Source organism: Microvirga sp. GCM10011540 (assembly GCF_042650665.1).
In the GTDB taxonomy this organism is placed as follows: domain Bacteria; phylum Pseudomonadota; class Alphaproteobacteria; order Rhizobiales; family Beijerinckiaceae; genus Microvirga; species Microvirga lenta.
The window spans coordinates 26,464-39,725 of sequence record NZ_JBHSBQ010000136.1 but is presented as its reverse complement, the minus strand read 5'-3'; the positions used below and the strand labels follow the sequence as shown (position 1 = coordinate 39,725).

General features: G+C 64.0%; 13 protein-coding genes. 2 read left to right on the top strand and 11 right to left on the bottom strand.

Annotated elements, in window-relative coordinates; genetic code table 11:
• Positions 1-6: 6 nt before the first annotated feature.
• The 4 genes from ACFOYU_RS20770 to ACFOYU_RS20755 all read right to left on the bottom strand — a co-directional run bounded on the left by ACFOYU_RS20770 (position 7) and on the right by ACFOYU_RS20755 (position 4,283).
• A complete protein-coding gene (locus ACFOYU_RS20770; protein ID WP_226741744.1) occupies positions 7-858 on the bottom strand; it encodes a carbohydrate ABC transporter permease in 852 nt (283 codons plus the stop codon).
• Positions 859-863: 5 nt separating this feature from the next.
• On the bottom strand, positions 864-1,802 hold the full coding sequence (locus tag ACFOYU_RS20765; RefSeq protein ID WP_226741743.1) for a carbohydrate ABC transporter permease: 939 nt from the start codon (positions 1,800-1,802) through the stop codon (positions 864-866).
• A 77-nt stretch (positions 1,803-1,879) separates the two neighbouring features.
• Complete coding sequence (locus tag ACFOYU_RS20760) at positions 1,880-3,142, bottom strand: ABC transporter substrate-binding protein (protein WP_377035100.1); 1,263 nt, start codon at positions 3,140-3,142, stop codon at positions 1,880-1,882.
• A 67-nt stretch (positions 3,143-3,209) separates the two neighbouring features.
• Positions 3,210-4,283, bottom strand: coding sequence for an ABC transporter ATP-binding protein (locus ACFOYU_RS20755; protein WP_377035078.1), 1,074 nt, complete (start codon positions 4,281-4,283; stop codon positions 3,210-3,212).
• A 251-nt stretch (positions 4,284-4,534) separates the two neighbouring features.
• Between ACFOYU_RS20755 and ACFOYU_RS20750 the strand changes: the two genes are divergently transcribed.
• Together ACFOYU_RS20750 and ACFOYU_RS20745 are read left to right on the top strand one after the other, a co-directional pair.
• Positions 4,535-5,593 carry a LacI family DNA-binding transcriptional regulator gene (locus ACFOYU_RS20750; RefSeq protein ID WP_377035077.1) on the top strand — a complete coding sequence of 353 codons (1,059 nt, stop codon included), beginning with the start codon at positions 4,535-4,537 and terminating at the stop codon, positions 5,591-5,593.
• An 80-nt stretch (positions 5,594-5,673) separates the two neighbouring features.
• Positions 5,674-6,132, top strand: coding sequence for a hypothetical protein (locus ACFOYU_RS20745; protein ID WP_377035076.1), 459 nt, complete (start codon positions 5,674-5,676; stop codon positions 6,130-6,132).
• Positions 6,133-6,173: 41 nt separating this feature from the next.
• On the opposite strand, the gene ACFOYU_RS20740 is transcribed toward ACFOYU_RS20745, so the two are convergent.
• From ACFOYU_RS20740 to ACFOYU_RS20710, 7 genes are all read right to left on the bottom strand, one after another.
• A complete protein-coding gene (locus tag ACFOYU_RS20740; protein ID WP_377035075.1) occupies positions 6,174-6,968 on the bottom strand; it encodes a GAF domain-containing protein in 795 nt (264 codons plus the stop codon).
• A gap of 302 nt (positions 6,969-7,270) precedes the next feature.
• Complete coding sequence (locus ACFOYU_RS20735) at positions 7,271-8,407, bottom strand: 5-methyltetrahydropteroyltriglutamate--homocysteine S-methyltransferase (protein WP_377035074.1); 1,137 nt, start codon at positions 8,405-8,407, stop codon at positions 7,271-7,273.
• A gap of 32 nt (positions 8,408-8,439) precedes the next feature.
• Positions 8,440-9,177 carry an ABC transporter ATP-binding protein gene (locus ACFOYU_RS20730; RefSeq protein WP_377035073.1) on the bottom strand — a complete coding sequence of 246 codons (738 nt, stop codon included), beginning with the start codon at positions 9,175-9,177 and terminating at the stop codon, positions 8,440-8,442.
• Positions 9,170-9,922, bottom strand: coding sequence for an ABC transporter ATP-binding protein (locus tag ACFOYU_RS20725; RefSeq protein WP_377035072.1), 753 nt, complete (start codon positions 9,920-9,922; stop codon positions 9,170-9,172). Before ACFOYU_RS20725 ends, ACFOYU_RS20730 begins: the two co-directional genes overlap by 8 nt.
• Positions 9,919-10,950 (bottom strand): branched-chain amino acid ABC transporter permease, encoded by a 1,032-nt coding sequence (locus tag ACFOYU_RS20720; RefSeq protein ID WP_377035071.1) that lies wholly within the window; start codon positions 10,948-10,950, stop codon positions 9,919-9,921. The genes ACFOYU_RS20725 and ACFOYU_RS20720 overlap by 4 nt, the downstream gene beginning before the upstream one ends.
• A 20-nt stretch (positions 10,951-10,970) precedes the next feature.
• A complete protein-coding gene (locus ACFOYU_RS20715) occupies positions 10,971-11,825 on the bottom strand; it encodes a branched-chain amino acid ABC transporter permease (RefSeq protein ID WP_226741734.1) in 855 nt (284 codons plus the stop codon).
• A gap of 63 nt (positions 11,826-11,888) precedes the next feature.
• Positions 11,889-13,067 carry an ABC transporter substrate-binding protein gene (locus tag ACFOYU_RS20710; protein WP_377035099.1) on the bottom strand — a complete coding sequence of 393 codons (1,179 nt, stop codon included), beginning with the start codon at positions 13,065-13,067 and terminating at the stop codon, positions 11,889-11,891.
• Positions 13,068-13,262: the final 195 nt, after the last annotated feature.

Here is a 13,262-nt window from a genome sequence, read left to right as displayed (position 1 = left end):
AAGTCCTCAACCTTTGATGCCGCCGGAGGTCAGGCCCGACACGACGCGCTCCTGGAAGATCACGATCAGAACAGCGACGGGAACGATGCCGACGACGAGCGCCGCCGAGATCACCGGCCAGGGGAAGGCGAACTCGCCCTGATAGAGCGTGATGCCGACCGGCAGGGTGCGCAGCATGGGATTGGAATTGAATGAGAGAGCGAGCAGGAACTCGTCCCAGGCATTGACGAAGGCCAGGATGCCCGCGGTGAACACGCCCGGCGCCGAGAGCGGCACGACGACCTTGAACAGAGCGCCGATGCGGGTGCAGCCGTCGATCATGGCGGAGTTTTCGAGGTCGCGCGGAATGCCCTCGAAGAACGAAACCAGGATCAGGGTGCAGACCGGCAGGCTCAGGACCGTGTAGGGCAGGATCAGCGCCACCCAGGTATTGAGGAGGCCGAGCGCCCGCATGATCTCGAACAGAGGCACGAGCAGGGTCACCAAGGGGAAGGTCGAGACGGCGATGATCGCCGACAGGATCAGATCCCGCGCCCGCAGTTGCAGGCGCGCCAGGGCATAGGCCGCCAGAACCGATACGAACAGGGTCAGTGCGGTCGAAAGGATCGCCACCATGAAGCTGTTGAACAGAAAGAGCAGCAGCGGCTGGTCCGTGAAGGCGCGCAGGTAGTTCGCGATCGTCGGCGCATGAGGCAGCCAGGTGATCGGCTTCACCGTCAGCTCCGCTTCGGTCTTGAGCGAAGTGAAGAGGATCCACAGGGCCGGAAACATGCCGTTCATCACGAGGATGAACGCGATGAGAAGCCGCAGCGGCTTGCCGGAGAGGAGCGACTGGGTTGCAGGTGCTTCGGCGTTCATGGCTGTCACCCCTTGGCGCGGATCATGCGCAGATAGACGAAGGTCACGCACATGGAGAGCAGGAACATCACGACCGCCAGCGCGGAGCCGTAGCCCAGATCGAGGAAATCGACGGTGTTCTGGTGAATGTACATGGCCAGCGTCGCCGTGGACGTGCCGGGCCCGCCGCGGGTCATGGTGAAGGGAATATCGAAGGTCTGGAGCGCCGTGATCGTACGGAAGATCAGGGCCACCACGATGGCCGGCTTCAGGAGCGGCAGCGTGATCTCGAAGAACTGGCGGAAGCGCCCTGCCCCATCGACCTCCGCTGCCTCGTAGAGGGAGCGCGGAATGGTCTGCAGTCCGGCCAGGATGATCAGCGCCATGAAGGACGAGGTCTTCCAAATGATGGTCAGACAGATGGCCGCGAAGGCCCAATTGGCGGAATTGAACCAGATGATGCCTTCGATGCCGACTCGCCGGAGCACGTCGTTCACCACCCCGTACTCGGAATGGAAGAACCAGGCGAAGATCAGGCCGGCGAAGGAGAGCGGCAGCGCCCAGGGAATGAGAAGGGACAGGCGAACCGGCCACTTCAGCCTGAAGGGCATGTTGGCCATGAGGGCGAGCCCGAGGCCGACCAGCAATGCGCCGGGAACGGTGATCAGCGTGATGAGAACCGTGTTCCAGGTGGTCTCCCAGAACACAGGATCGTCGATCATCAGACGGTAATTCTCGAGCCCGGCGAACTCCGCCGGGAGCCCGGAGGTGAGCGACAGATTCTGGAAGCTCGTCCAGACCAGGCGGCAGACGGGATAGACGATGATGAGCGAGAGCAGCAGCGCCGTCGGAGCCAGCAGGAGAGCCGCAAGGGTGCGCTCGCTCGGGTCGAGGAAGCGCGTCCACCATTTCGTGGCGCCTTCACGATGCGCCGTGATGATGCCTGTTTCGCTGGCCGTTGCCATCGTCATGTTCCTGCCCGGTTGCAACGTTGGGGACGGACGCCGGTTGAGGCGCCCGTCCGGTCATGGGGTGGAGCGGCTCAGCGCAGGACGCGCCGCAGGCGGCTTTCCATCTGGGTCGCGCCCTGTTCCGGCGTCGTGGTGCCGGCGAGCACCGCATTCACCGTGGTGCGGATGATCTCGCTGACCTCGTTATACCGGGGCGTCACCGGGCGAGCCTTTGCCGTCTCGACGACAGGCTTGGCCTCGGCGAACCACGGCACGGCCTTGGTCACATCGGGATCGGTATACTTCTCGGGGAAGGCAGGAAGGAGCGCGGCGTTGACGGCCATGAACTCCGAGGTCTCGGGGCTCGACAGGTACTGCACGAATTTCTGCGCTTCGGTCTTGTTGGTGGAGTAGGCGGAGACGCCCCACTCCCAACCGCCCAGGCACGAGGCCGGCTCGCCGCCCTTGACGGCCGGGAGCTTCACGACGCCGACTTTGTCCCTCACGGCGGATTCAGGCCCCTGGAACTGTCCCCAGGCATAGGACCAGTTGACCGCGAAGACCACGTTGCCGGCCTGGAATTCCTTGCGGGTGTCGTCGGTGGCGACCTCGGCGATGTTCTTCTTGGCGACGCCCTGGTCGACGAAGTCCTTCCAGAGGGTGAGCGACTTCACGGCCGCATCCTTGTCGAAGGAGAGCTTGCCGTCGGAGACGAGCTGCTTGCCCATGCTCCAATAAGGCAGGAGGAAGGTGCAGACCGCACCCTCGATGGCCTTGCCCTGGAAGGAGAGGCCCTGAAGATTCGGGTCCTTTTCGGCTTCCATGATCTTCTTGGAGGCGGCGGTCAGCTCCTCCCAGGTCTGCGGCGGCTGGATGCCGTGCTTCTCCAGAAGATCCTTGCGGTAATAGAGGAACATGGCGTCGGCGAAAGCGGGCAGCGCCACCACCTTGCCGTCGACCGTGTTCGCCTCGGCATAGGCCGGCAGATAGCGTTTCATGTAGGCCTGGGCGTCGCCCTGGATCACCTCGTTGAAGGGCACGGTCCAGCCGGCGGCGGCGTACTGCGCCGGGCGGATCACGTCGAGGATCATCACGTCGAGCGAGGAATCCTTCGCCGTCATGATGGTGTTGAGGTACTGGGCCTGCGCCTCGGAGGTGTTTCCACCGGTCTCGATGGTGACCTTCACGTTCGGGTTCTGTGCCTCGTACATGTCGAAGGCCTTGCGCCACACGTCCGGGCGGTGCTGGCTGGAGACGAACACCCGCAGGTTCGTCTGCTGGGCCATGGCGGCGGACGCCGACAGGGTCAGGGCTGCGCCGGCGAGCAGCCAGGTCACGGTCTTGGTAACGGTCATCATTTCCTCCGTTGAAGTTGACGGATGCCGGTGCCTGGCCGGCATCTTCCTTGTTGTCAGAGAGCGATCAGCTCAGCGCCCGCTCCGTTGCCGCATCGAAGAGATGGATCCGGGACGGATCGACACCGATGGACAGGGTCTCGCCGGGCTGGGGCCGCATCTCCGGCGCAACGCGCGCGGTGAGCGTGGCCTGCCCCAGGGCGAAATGGATGAGCGTGTCGGAGCCCAGCGGCTCGACGACCTGCACGCGGCCTGCCAGGGTCTGACCCTCGGCAGAGGATACGAAATGCTCCGGGCGGATGCCGACCACCACGTCCCGGCCTTCCAGCGCCGTCGCCTTCCCGGCGGCGTTCGCCGTGACCGGGAGCTGGGCTCCCCCGTCGAAGGCGATCTGCCCGCCGCGAATGGTGCCCTTCGCGAAGTTCATGGCGGGCGACCCGATGAAGCCGCCGACAAAAACGCTGGCCGGATTGTTGTAGACCTCGTCCGGCGTGCCGACCTGCTCGATCTCGCCGCCCTTGAGGATCACGATCCTGTCGGCGAGCGTCATCGCCTCGACCTGGTCGTGGGTCACGTAGATGATGGTGGTGCCGATGGCCTGATGCAGCCGCTTGATCTCGGTGCGAACCTGCCCACGCAGCTTGGCGTCCAGGTTGGAGAGCGGTTCGTCGAAAAGGAAGACCTGGGGACGCCGTACGATGGCGCGGCCCATGGCGACGCGCTGCCGCTGCCCGCCGGAGAGCTGGCTCGGCTTGCGCTCGAGAAGCTGCTCGATGCCGAGCATCTCCGCGGCCTGGGCGATACGCGGCTTGATCTCGGAAGCAGGGACCCCGCGAACCTTCAGGCTGAAGGCCATGTTCTCATAGACGGTCTTGTGCGGGTAGAGCGCGTAGTCCTGAAACACCATGGCGATGTCGCGCTCGCGCGGGGGCAGCTTGTTAACCACCCGGTCGCCGATGCTGATTTCCCCGCCGCTGATGCTTTCCAGACCGGCCAGCATGCGAAGGGTGGTGGACTTGCCGCAGCCGGAGGGCCCGACCAGGACGACGAACTCCCTGTCGGCGATCTCAAGATCGATGCCCTTCACGATCTTGAGGGCACCGTAGTTCTTCTCGAGCTTCCGAAAGCTGACCGACGACATGCTTCCTCACCTGTTCCTGGCGCGTCGGCTCGACGCGTGGACCTTTCGCGGCAGCAGCAAAAGACCGCTTCCGCACGGCCGATTTCATTCATCATAGCGCTACGATGAAATTGCCGCAAGACCGGAGGCTATATCTCTCAACAGGCGTCCGGAGCAGGAATATCCCCTCTATAAAGTTGATTTTCTTGTCATCCGCGCTGGAAAGGGATTAAGCTCTCCCTTCGGAGCGCTACGAATTAGGGAGACTTTTCGTGGATTCAGGAGGCGGAACGATCCAGACCCGGGCGACTCGGAAGCGGCGCAAGATGCAGCGCGTCACCATGATGGACGTCGCCAAGCTCGCCCAGGTGTCCCCCTCCACGGTCTCGCTCTATCTGCGCAAGCCCGATGCGGTGTCCCCCGCAGCCGGACAGGACATCGCCCGGGCCATCGATACGCTGGGCTACGTGCCCAATCTGGTTGCCGGCGGGCTCGCCGCAGCCTCCTCCCGGGTCGTCAGCATCATCGTGCCCTCGATCCGCAATGCTTTCTTCGCAGAAACGGTCTCGACGCTTCAATCCGCCCTCGCCGCCGAGGGACTCCAGGTTCTCCTCGGGCACAGCGAATACGGGGAAGGCCAGGAAGAGGCCTTGGTCCGGACCGCCCTCTCCTGGGCGCCGGCCGCTGTCGTGCTGACGGGGCTCAATCACAGCCCCGAAACCCGCAAGCTGCTGAAAGCCAGCCGTGTGCCGGTAGTCGAGATGTGGGAGCTTGGAGGAGAGCCCATCGACATGGCCGTCGGCTTCTCCCATCCACAGGTCGGCGCCTCGGCGGCAGGGCATCTGCTCTCGAAAGGCCGCCGCAACCTTGTCTTCCTGGGAGCGCGGATGGACGAGGATCGCCGTGCGGCGCAACGCGCCAGCGGCTTCGCGGAGGCCGGCAAGGGCGGGGGAGCCCCGATCTGCGAAATTATCAATCACCCTGGCGCCGCCACGGTGGAGGCCGGCGCCCTTCTCCTCAACCGGGCTCTTCAACAGGCCCCGGATCTCGACGGCATCGCCTGCTCCAACGACCTGATCGCCTTGGGCGTTCTGTTCGAATGTCAGCGCCGGGGCATTGCGATTCCCGAGCGCGTCGCCCTGATCGGATTCGGCGACCTGGATTTCAGCACCTCCTGCGTCCCCTCGCTCACCACGATCAGGCCCTCGGGAGATCTAATCGGAAAGGAAGTCGCTCGCCTGATCCTCGCGCGCATCCAAGAGCCTCATGCCGAGGACGCGCGGCGCGTCATCGATACGAGCCACGTTCTGATCGAGCGTCGCAGCACCTGACCCAAACCCGACAGCCGAGGCAGCACCGCGGAACTGCACCCGAACGGCCCCGTTTCTAACGGAGCAGAGGAGGATGCGTCATGGTGGCAAGCAGTGCCGAACGGGTCGCAGGCCGCACGGGGCAGAACGCCAACCGCCGGATCGAGGCGCAGATCGCCGAAAGTGTGAGATGGCACGCCGAGCACCCCGACCGGATCGACCGCAGGCTCCGCGAGCTCGATGAGGAGTGGGACATCGAGCGGATGCTGGAGGCCAATGCCGCGACCCTTGCCTTTGCCGGCGTCGCCCTGGGCGCAACGATGGACCGGCGCTGGCTCGCCCTGCCAGCCCTTGTTTCCATCTTCCTGTTCCAGCATTCGGTGCAAGGCTGGTGTCCGCCCCTGCCGATCCTCAGAAATCTCGGCTTCCGCACCGCCCGCGAGATCGACACCGAGCGTTATGCCCTGAAGGCGCTGCGAGGGGATTTCGGCCCCATCGGCCCTGGTCCCCGCAACCGCGATACCCGCGCCAGCCACGCCCTGCAGGCGGCCCGGCTTTGAGCCGGTTCCAGGCGCGATATTCGGGAGGCCCGGGGAGCGTTTCAGCGGGGCCTCACCCCCGGCTCCGCATCGGGAGAAAACACGAACTCGACGCCGCCCTCTTCCAGCGCCCGGCGCACCGCCTTGGCGCTCTCATCCCTGACCACAAGGACATCGCTGCTCGCCTCGATGCGCTTCACGGTCATGGGTGACACCTTGGCGGCCTCCGCCAGCTCCCGCACCGACCAATTGAGCAGGCCGCGTCCGGCGCGAACCTGGCGGCTGGTGATGGACGGCTCCAGCTGGAAGTCCAGCGACACCTTCCTGGCAAGGGGAAGCACCTCGGTCGCAGGCGCAAGGCCCGACCGCTCCAGGTGGTGCAGCCACAACTCGTCGACCGCGACACGGGCCAGAGAGCTCAGGAGGTTCATCTGCCGGGGCGTGAAGTCGCGCGGGACGTGATCGACAAGGCAGATCGAGCCAATCCGCACGCCCGGCTCCGTCGTGAAGGGGGCTCCCGCATAGAAGCGCAGCGGAGGATCGGCTTTGACATAGGGATGTTCCGCGAAACGCCGGTCCGCGAACGTGTCGGGAACCACGAACACCTCGTCGTGCATCACGGTATGGTTGCAGAAGGACAGGGCCCGCGGCTCTTTCGACAGTTCCGAGTTGGACCCGCTCTTGATCCAGGCCACCTCCTCGTCGAGGAACACCATGAGGACCACGGGCACATGAAACAGGGATTGCGCGATCGAACAGATCCGGTCGAGCCCCGACGGAAGCCTCCCGTCGAGGATGTTCAGGCGGTGGAGAGCTTGCAGCCGCTCCACCTCGTTCGGCGGCATCGGAAACGTCATCGTGGTACGCAAAGCTTCTTCTGGATAGCGTGAACGGCTGTGGCCGACTGAATAGACAACAAAGTAACCCGTATCCATCCCCGAAAGAAACCCAAAGGCCGCAGAATTGTCGCAGCGGGGCGTTCGTCCCGCCCATTTCCCGCCGGCTCAGGCGGTCGGAGGACGGAAAAGCCAGATTCTGCGGCCTTCGAGGCGGCTCTCTCAGCAGGGATGCGGGTGCAGCAAGCAATCCTGGCATCCTCAGCGGGGCTCGGCTCTTTGTCCCCGAGTCCCGCTGGATTGCGCGATCCTTTCGCGGATCGTTACGAAGCCTGCCGCACCTGCGTGGCTGACGGCGCCTTGCCCCATACCTCCTCGGCGATTTCGACGATCATGCGGAGCTTGGCCCACTGCTCGTCCTCGGCGAGGGTATTGCCCTCCTCCGTGGAGGCGAAGCCGCATTGCGGAGAGAGGCAGAGCTGGTCGAGGTCGACGTACTTCGTCGCCTCGTCGATACGGCGCTTGATGTCATCCTTGCTCTCAAGGGTGCCGGTCTTCGACGTGACGAGGCCGAGAACCACCGACTTGCCCTTCGGCAGGAACCGGAGTGGCTCGAAGCCCCCTGCCCGATCGGTGTCCCATTCCATGAAGTAGCCGTCCACCGGCATGGCATTGAAGAGCGTTTCCGCCACGGGCTCGTAGCCGCCCGAGGCGATGAAGGTGGAGCGGAAGTTGCCGCGACACAGATGCATCGTGATGATCAGGTCCGAAGGCTTGTCCTTCAGGGCCTCGCGCACCATGCCGGCATAGATGTCGGGCTGCTTCTCGGGATCGTCCCCGCGCTCCCTCAGCATCTCGCGCTGGTTGGGATCGCAGAGATAGGCGAAGGAGATGTCGTCGAGCTGCAGGTAGCGGCAGCCTGCATCGTAGAAGGCATGGACCGCCTTGTTGTAGGCCGCGCCCACATCCGCATAGAAGTCGTCCATATCCGGGTAGACGCCCATACTCATCATCTTCCGGCCGCCGCGGTAGTGGAGCATGCTCGGGCCTGGAATGGTCATCTTGGCGACGCGGCTCGTGTTTTCCTTCACGAAACGGAAATGGTCGATCATCCGATGGTCGGAAAAGCCCACCTTGCCGGTGACGCGCAGAGCCTTGGTGATGCCGACGCCGCCCTTGAAGTTCATGCCTGAATCGGCCTCGATCGAGGTCACACCGTCCAGGTGCTCCAGGAAGTCGAAATGCCAGTAGGCGCGGCGGAATTCGCCGTCGGTCACGGCCTGCAGGCCGATCTCCTCCTGACGCTTGATCAGGTTCTTGATCTCCTGATCCTCGACCGCCTTCAGGGCTTCGTCGGAGATCTCGCCGCGATGATGCTTGTCCCGGGCCTCCTTCAAGGGCCGGGTACGAAGAAGGCTGCCGACCATGTCGGCGCGGAACGGAGGTTTGCTGCTTTGCATGAGACTGTCTCTCCCAGGGTTGTTGTGCAGAACTAAAGTGGCGGGTGTCCGAGCCGCTTCTTCTTGCCGCCGGTGACGCCAAGATGCTGCTCGAGAGCAGTGGGATCCTCCATGAGCGCATTGCTGGAACTTGAATGGACGATCGTGCCGCGGTCGAGAATGAGTGCCCTGTCGGTCATTCCGAGGATCTTCTGGGCGTGTTGCTCGACAATGATGACCGACATGCCTTCCTCGCGAATGACCTTGGTCAGGGCCGCCAGCAATTCCTCGATGATGATGGGAGCCAATCCCTCCGTCGGCTCGTCGAGAAGCATGATTCTCGGATTGAGGACGAGGGCGCGGGCAACGGCCAGCATCTGCTGCTCTCCGCCAGAGAGCTGGTTGCCGAGATTCGAGCGGCGCTCCCGCAACAGGGGAAAGAGTTCGTAGGCACGGGCAAGGGTCCACGGTCCCGGGCGGGCGACCGCAGTCAGGTTCTCCTCGACCGTGAGCGACTTGAAGATGTTGCGCTCCTGGGGAACCCACCCGATCCCGGCCTTCGCGCGGGTCTCCGGGCGTGCTCCGGTAAGGTCCCTGCCGTCGAGGACGATCATGCCGCCCTTCTGGCGGGTGACCCCGACGATGGTGTTGATCAGCGTCGTCTTGCCGGTTCCGTTGCGCCCGAGAACGGCGAGGGATTCGCCCTGCTTCAGGCCCACATCGATGTTCGAAATGACGACGGCATCCCCGTATCCGGCCGAGACCCGCCGCAGGGACAGGAGATCATTCATCGACGCTCTCCCCGAGGTAAACGGCGCGGACGCGCGGATCCGCGGCAATCTCGTCGACTGTGCCTTCCGTGAAGAGACCGCCGTTCACCAGCACCGAAATGCGCTCGGCGAAACTGAAGACGAGGTCCATATCGTGCTCGATGAGAAGCACGGAAACGTCCCGCGGGAGAGCGGCCACCGTCGCGAGCAGTTCATGACGCTCCGCCTCCGGCACGCCGGCGGCCGGTTCGTCGAGAAGCAGCACCCGGGGCTCGCAAGCGAAGGCGACCGCGATCTCGAGGAGCCGCTGCTTTCCATAAGGCAGGTTGGAGGTGCGCTCGTCCAGCACGTCGGCAAGGCGGAACCGCTGCGCGATCCCGACGACCTCGTCCACGATTTCGCGGTCGCTCCCGAACACCCGCCACCAGTCGCGCCCGCTCCCTTTGCGCTCCGAAACCGCCAGGCCCAGGGTCTCCAGCGGGGTCATGGCCGGAAAGAGCTGGTTGATCTGGAACGTGCGGGCAAGCCCGCGCTGAACGCGAAGCTCCGGGCGCAGCCTGGTAATGTCCGCGCCCTCCAGGAGAATACGTCCGCTCGTCGGCGGGATCACGCCCGTGAGCAGGTTGATGAAGGTGGTCTTGCCGGCCCCGTTGGGCCCGATGAGGGCATGACGAGCACCCTTCTCCAGCCGGAACGAGACGTTATCGGTGGCAGTAAGGCCGCCGAACCGCTTCTGCAGTCCGATGGTTTCCAGTGCAGGAGTCACGGCCGGCCCTCCCGTGCAGGCGCTGTCCGGGGTGCTCCGGCCGAACGTCCGAAGAGGCGTCCTGCGAGGAATCGCGCCCGCTCGGTCAGCCGCTCGCGCCCGGCCAGTACCAGGACGACGAGAATGAGCCCGATCCAGAACTGCCAGTACTGCGGTGTCATGCTGGAGAGGATGTCCTGCAGGACCTTGAAGATCACCGCGCCGATCAGCCCGCCATAGAGATAGCCCACGCCCCCGATGACGAGGACGAGGAGGACATCGGCCGAACGGTGGAAGGCCAAGACGTCCAGCGACACGAACTGCGTGGTCTGCGCCAGCAACCCGCCGGCGATGCCCGCGTAGGCTGCGGAGATCGTGTAGATGGCTACAAGACGCCGATTCACGGGAATGCCGACGGCGCGAGCCCGCAGAGAGTTGTCGCGGATGGAGCGGAGGGACAGCCCGAAGGGCGAATGAACGATGCGCCGGGCCACGACGAACAGGACGAAGAGAACCACAAGGCTGTAGGCATAGGCCGTCGTGCCGAAGATGTCGAATTCGAACATCCCGAGCAGGGGCCCCATCATGATACCCTGCAGACCATCTGCGCCACCCGTCAGCCAGGAGGCCTGATTGGCAATCTCGCCCGCGACGAGCGCCACGCCGAGGGTCACCATGAGCCGCGTCAGGTCCGCGCCGCGCAGCACGAGGAAGCTCGTTGCGAAACCGAGGAGAGCCGCGGCCACGCCTGCCACGGCGAGACCGGTCAGTGGATCACCGGTCATTTCCTTCGCGAAGATGCCGGCCACATAGGCGCCAACCCCGAAGAACGCGGCATGGCCCAGGGAAACGATGCCGGCATAACCCAGGATCAGATCGAGGGAGACGGCGAAGAGGCCGATGATGGCGATTTCGTTGAGAATGAGATGGCGCTCGGGAAGAAAGAAGAGCGTCGCCGCGGCGGCGAGCCAGAAGAGGACTTCGCCCAGTCCCCAGCGCCCCTTCCTGCGCAGGGACGTGGCGACCTCATCGGTAGTAAGCGATGGCATGAAAGGCTTGTCCTGCATGATCATCGTCCGTGGGCGAAGAGCCCTTGCGGGCGGAGCACGAGAACGACGATCATGAGAGTGTAGATGATGAACGCTCCGAAATCGGGCAGATAGTACTTGCCGGCGACATCCGCGATGCCGAGAAGCAGCGAGGCCAGGAAGGGTCCGGTGATGCTGGTCGTGCCGCCGACGGTGACGACGATCAGGAAGTAGATCATGAACTTGAGGGGAAAGGTCGGGTCGAGCCCGAGGATCTCCGCGCCGAGCGCGCCCCCGAGCCCGGCCAAACCCGACCCGACTGCGAAGGTCGTGGCGAAAATGGCGCTGACATTGATCCCGAGGCCCCGCGCGACGCGGGGATCGTCCACGGCGGCGCGCAGCCTGCTTCCGAACCGGGTCCGCGTCAGGATCAGCTGCAGGGCAATGACCAAAACGCCGCAAACGCCGATGATGAAGCTGCGGTAGAGCCCGACCTGCACCCCGAGCACATCGACCCGCCCTTGCAGCCAGCCGGGAAGCTGGATCAGCTGCTGCTGCGAGCCCATCGTGTAGTCGATGGCTGCCACCGCCATGAAGACGAGGCCGATGGAGAACAGAACCTGATCGAGATGGCTGCGGGCATAGAGCTGCACATAAAGGGTCCTCTCGAGCACGAGCCCGAGCAGCGCCGGCCCGATAAAGGCCAAGGGAAGCGTCAGGAGGAACGGTACGCCGTAACGGTTCATCAGAACGGCCGTGATGTAGCCGCCCGCCATGGCGAAGGCGCCATGCGCCAGATTGACGAAGTTCATCAACCCGAGCGTCACGGCAAGGCCGCAGGCAAGCACGAACAGCAGCATGCCATAGGCGACACCGTCGAAGAGAATGGTCAGCACCGCGTACTCCGAAAAACGTGAGAGGCGCCGCCAACGGGGACGGCGCCTCCTTTCAGCGTGAACTCAGTTCGACTTGGCAGCCTTGACCGGGTCCTTGACGTCCTCGATCGTCGCGAATTCCACATTGTAGAGCTCGCCGTTCACCCGCTCGACTTTGCGGACATAGACATTCTGAATGATGTCCCGGGTCTGGGCGTCGATCGTGATCGGGCCGCGCGGGCTCGTCCAGCTCATGCCCTTCATGGCATCGACCAGAGCCTGACCGCCGGCGCCGTTCGTCTTTTTCAGCCCCTCGTAAATCAGGTGCATACCGTCATAGCCGCCGACGGCCATGAAGTTCGGCCGCATGCCATTGTTCGCCTTCTTGAAGGCATCGACGAACGCCTTGTTCTCCGGGCTGTCGTGGGCGGCCGAATAGTAGTGCGTGGTGATCGTGCCGAGCGCTACGTCGCCCATGCCGTTCAGAATGTCGTCATCCGTCACGTCGCCGGTAGCGATCAGCTTGATGCCGCCCTTGTCGAGCCCGCGCTCGACGAACTGCTTCATGAACTGCGCCCCGACACCCGAGGGAACGAACACGAAGAGCGCATCCGGCTTGGCATCGGCCACCTTCTGGAGGAATGGCGAGAAATCTGGGTTCTGCAGCGGAACGCGCAGGTTTCCCACCTGACCGCCCGCCTTGGTGAAGGCGCCCGAAAACGCCTTCTCGGCATCGATGCCCGGCCCGTAATCGGACACGAGGGTCACGACCTTCTTGATACCGTTCTGCGAGGCCCACTCCGCCATGGGCATGGCATTCTGCGGGAGAGTGCCGCTGGTGCGCACGATGAAGGGTGAAGCCTCCGTAATCGTCGACGTCGCAGCCGCCATGACGACGGCCGGGACCTTCGCCTGCGTCGCGAGCGGCGCGGTTGCCAGAGCAAGAGGCGTGAGGCCGAAACCAGCGATGACGCCTACCTTGTCGTTGACGATCAGCTCCTGCGCAAGCCGCTTCGTCACGTCGGCAACGCCGGTATCGTCCTTCACGATCAACTGGATCTTCTTGCCCGCGACCGTGTCGCCGTTCTGCTGCATGTACAGCTTCGCAGCGGCCTCGATCTGGCGCCCGGTCGATGCGAACGGTCCCGTCATAGGCAGGATCAGACCGACTTTCATCGTCTCCTGAGCCGACACCGCGCCACCGAGGCCCAGCGTGAGCGCCGCAGCACTGACGATCCCGACAAAAGTTCTTCGCAACATTATTTCCTCCCTCTTCGGCTTTCGAGAGCCTGTCTGATCGAGTTTAAGACGACCTTCGACCCGTGCGATAGGCATTATCGTCGGGTGCATATTTCATCCTTACGGCCAAGCATATTCCACCAAGACACGGAATGTGAATTATCCTCTTCCATGGCGGCCGCGACAGCCGCGCCTTGGTGGCAAAGCCCACCGACAGGA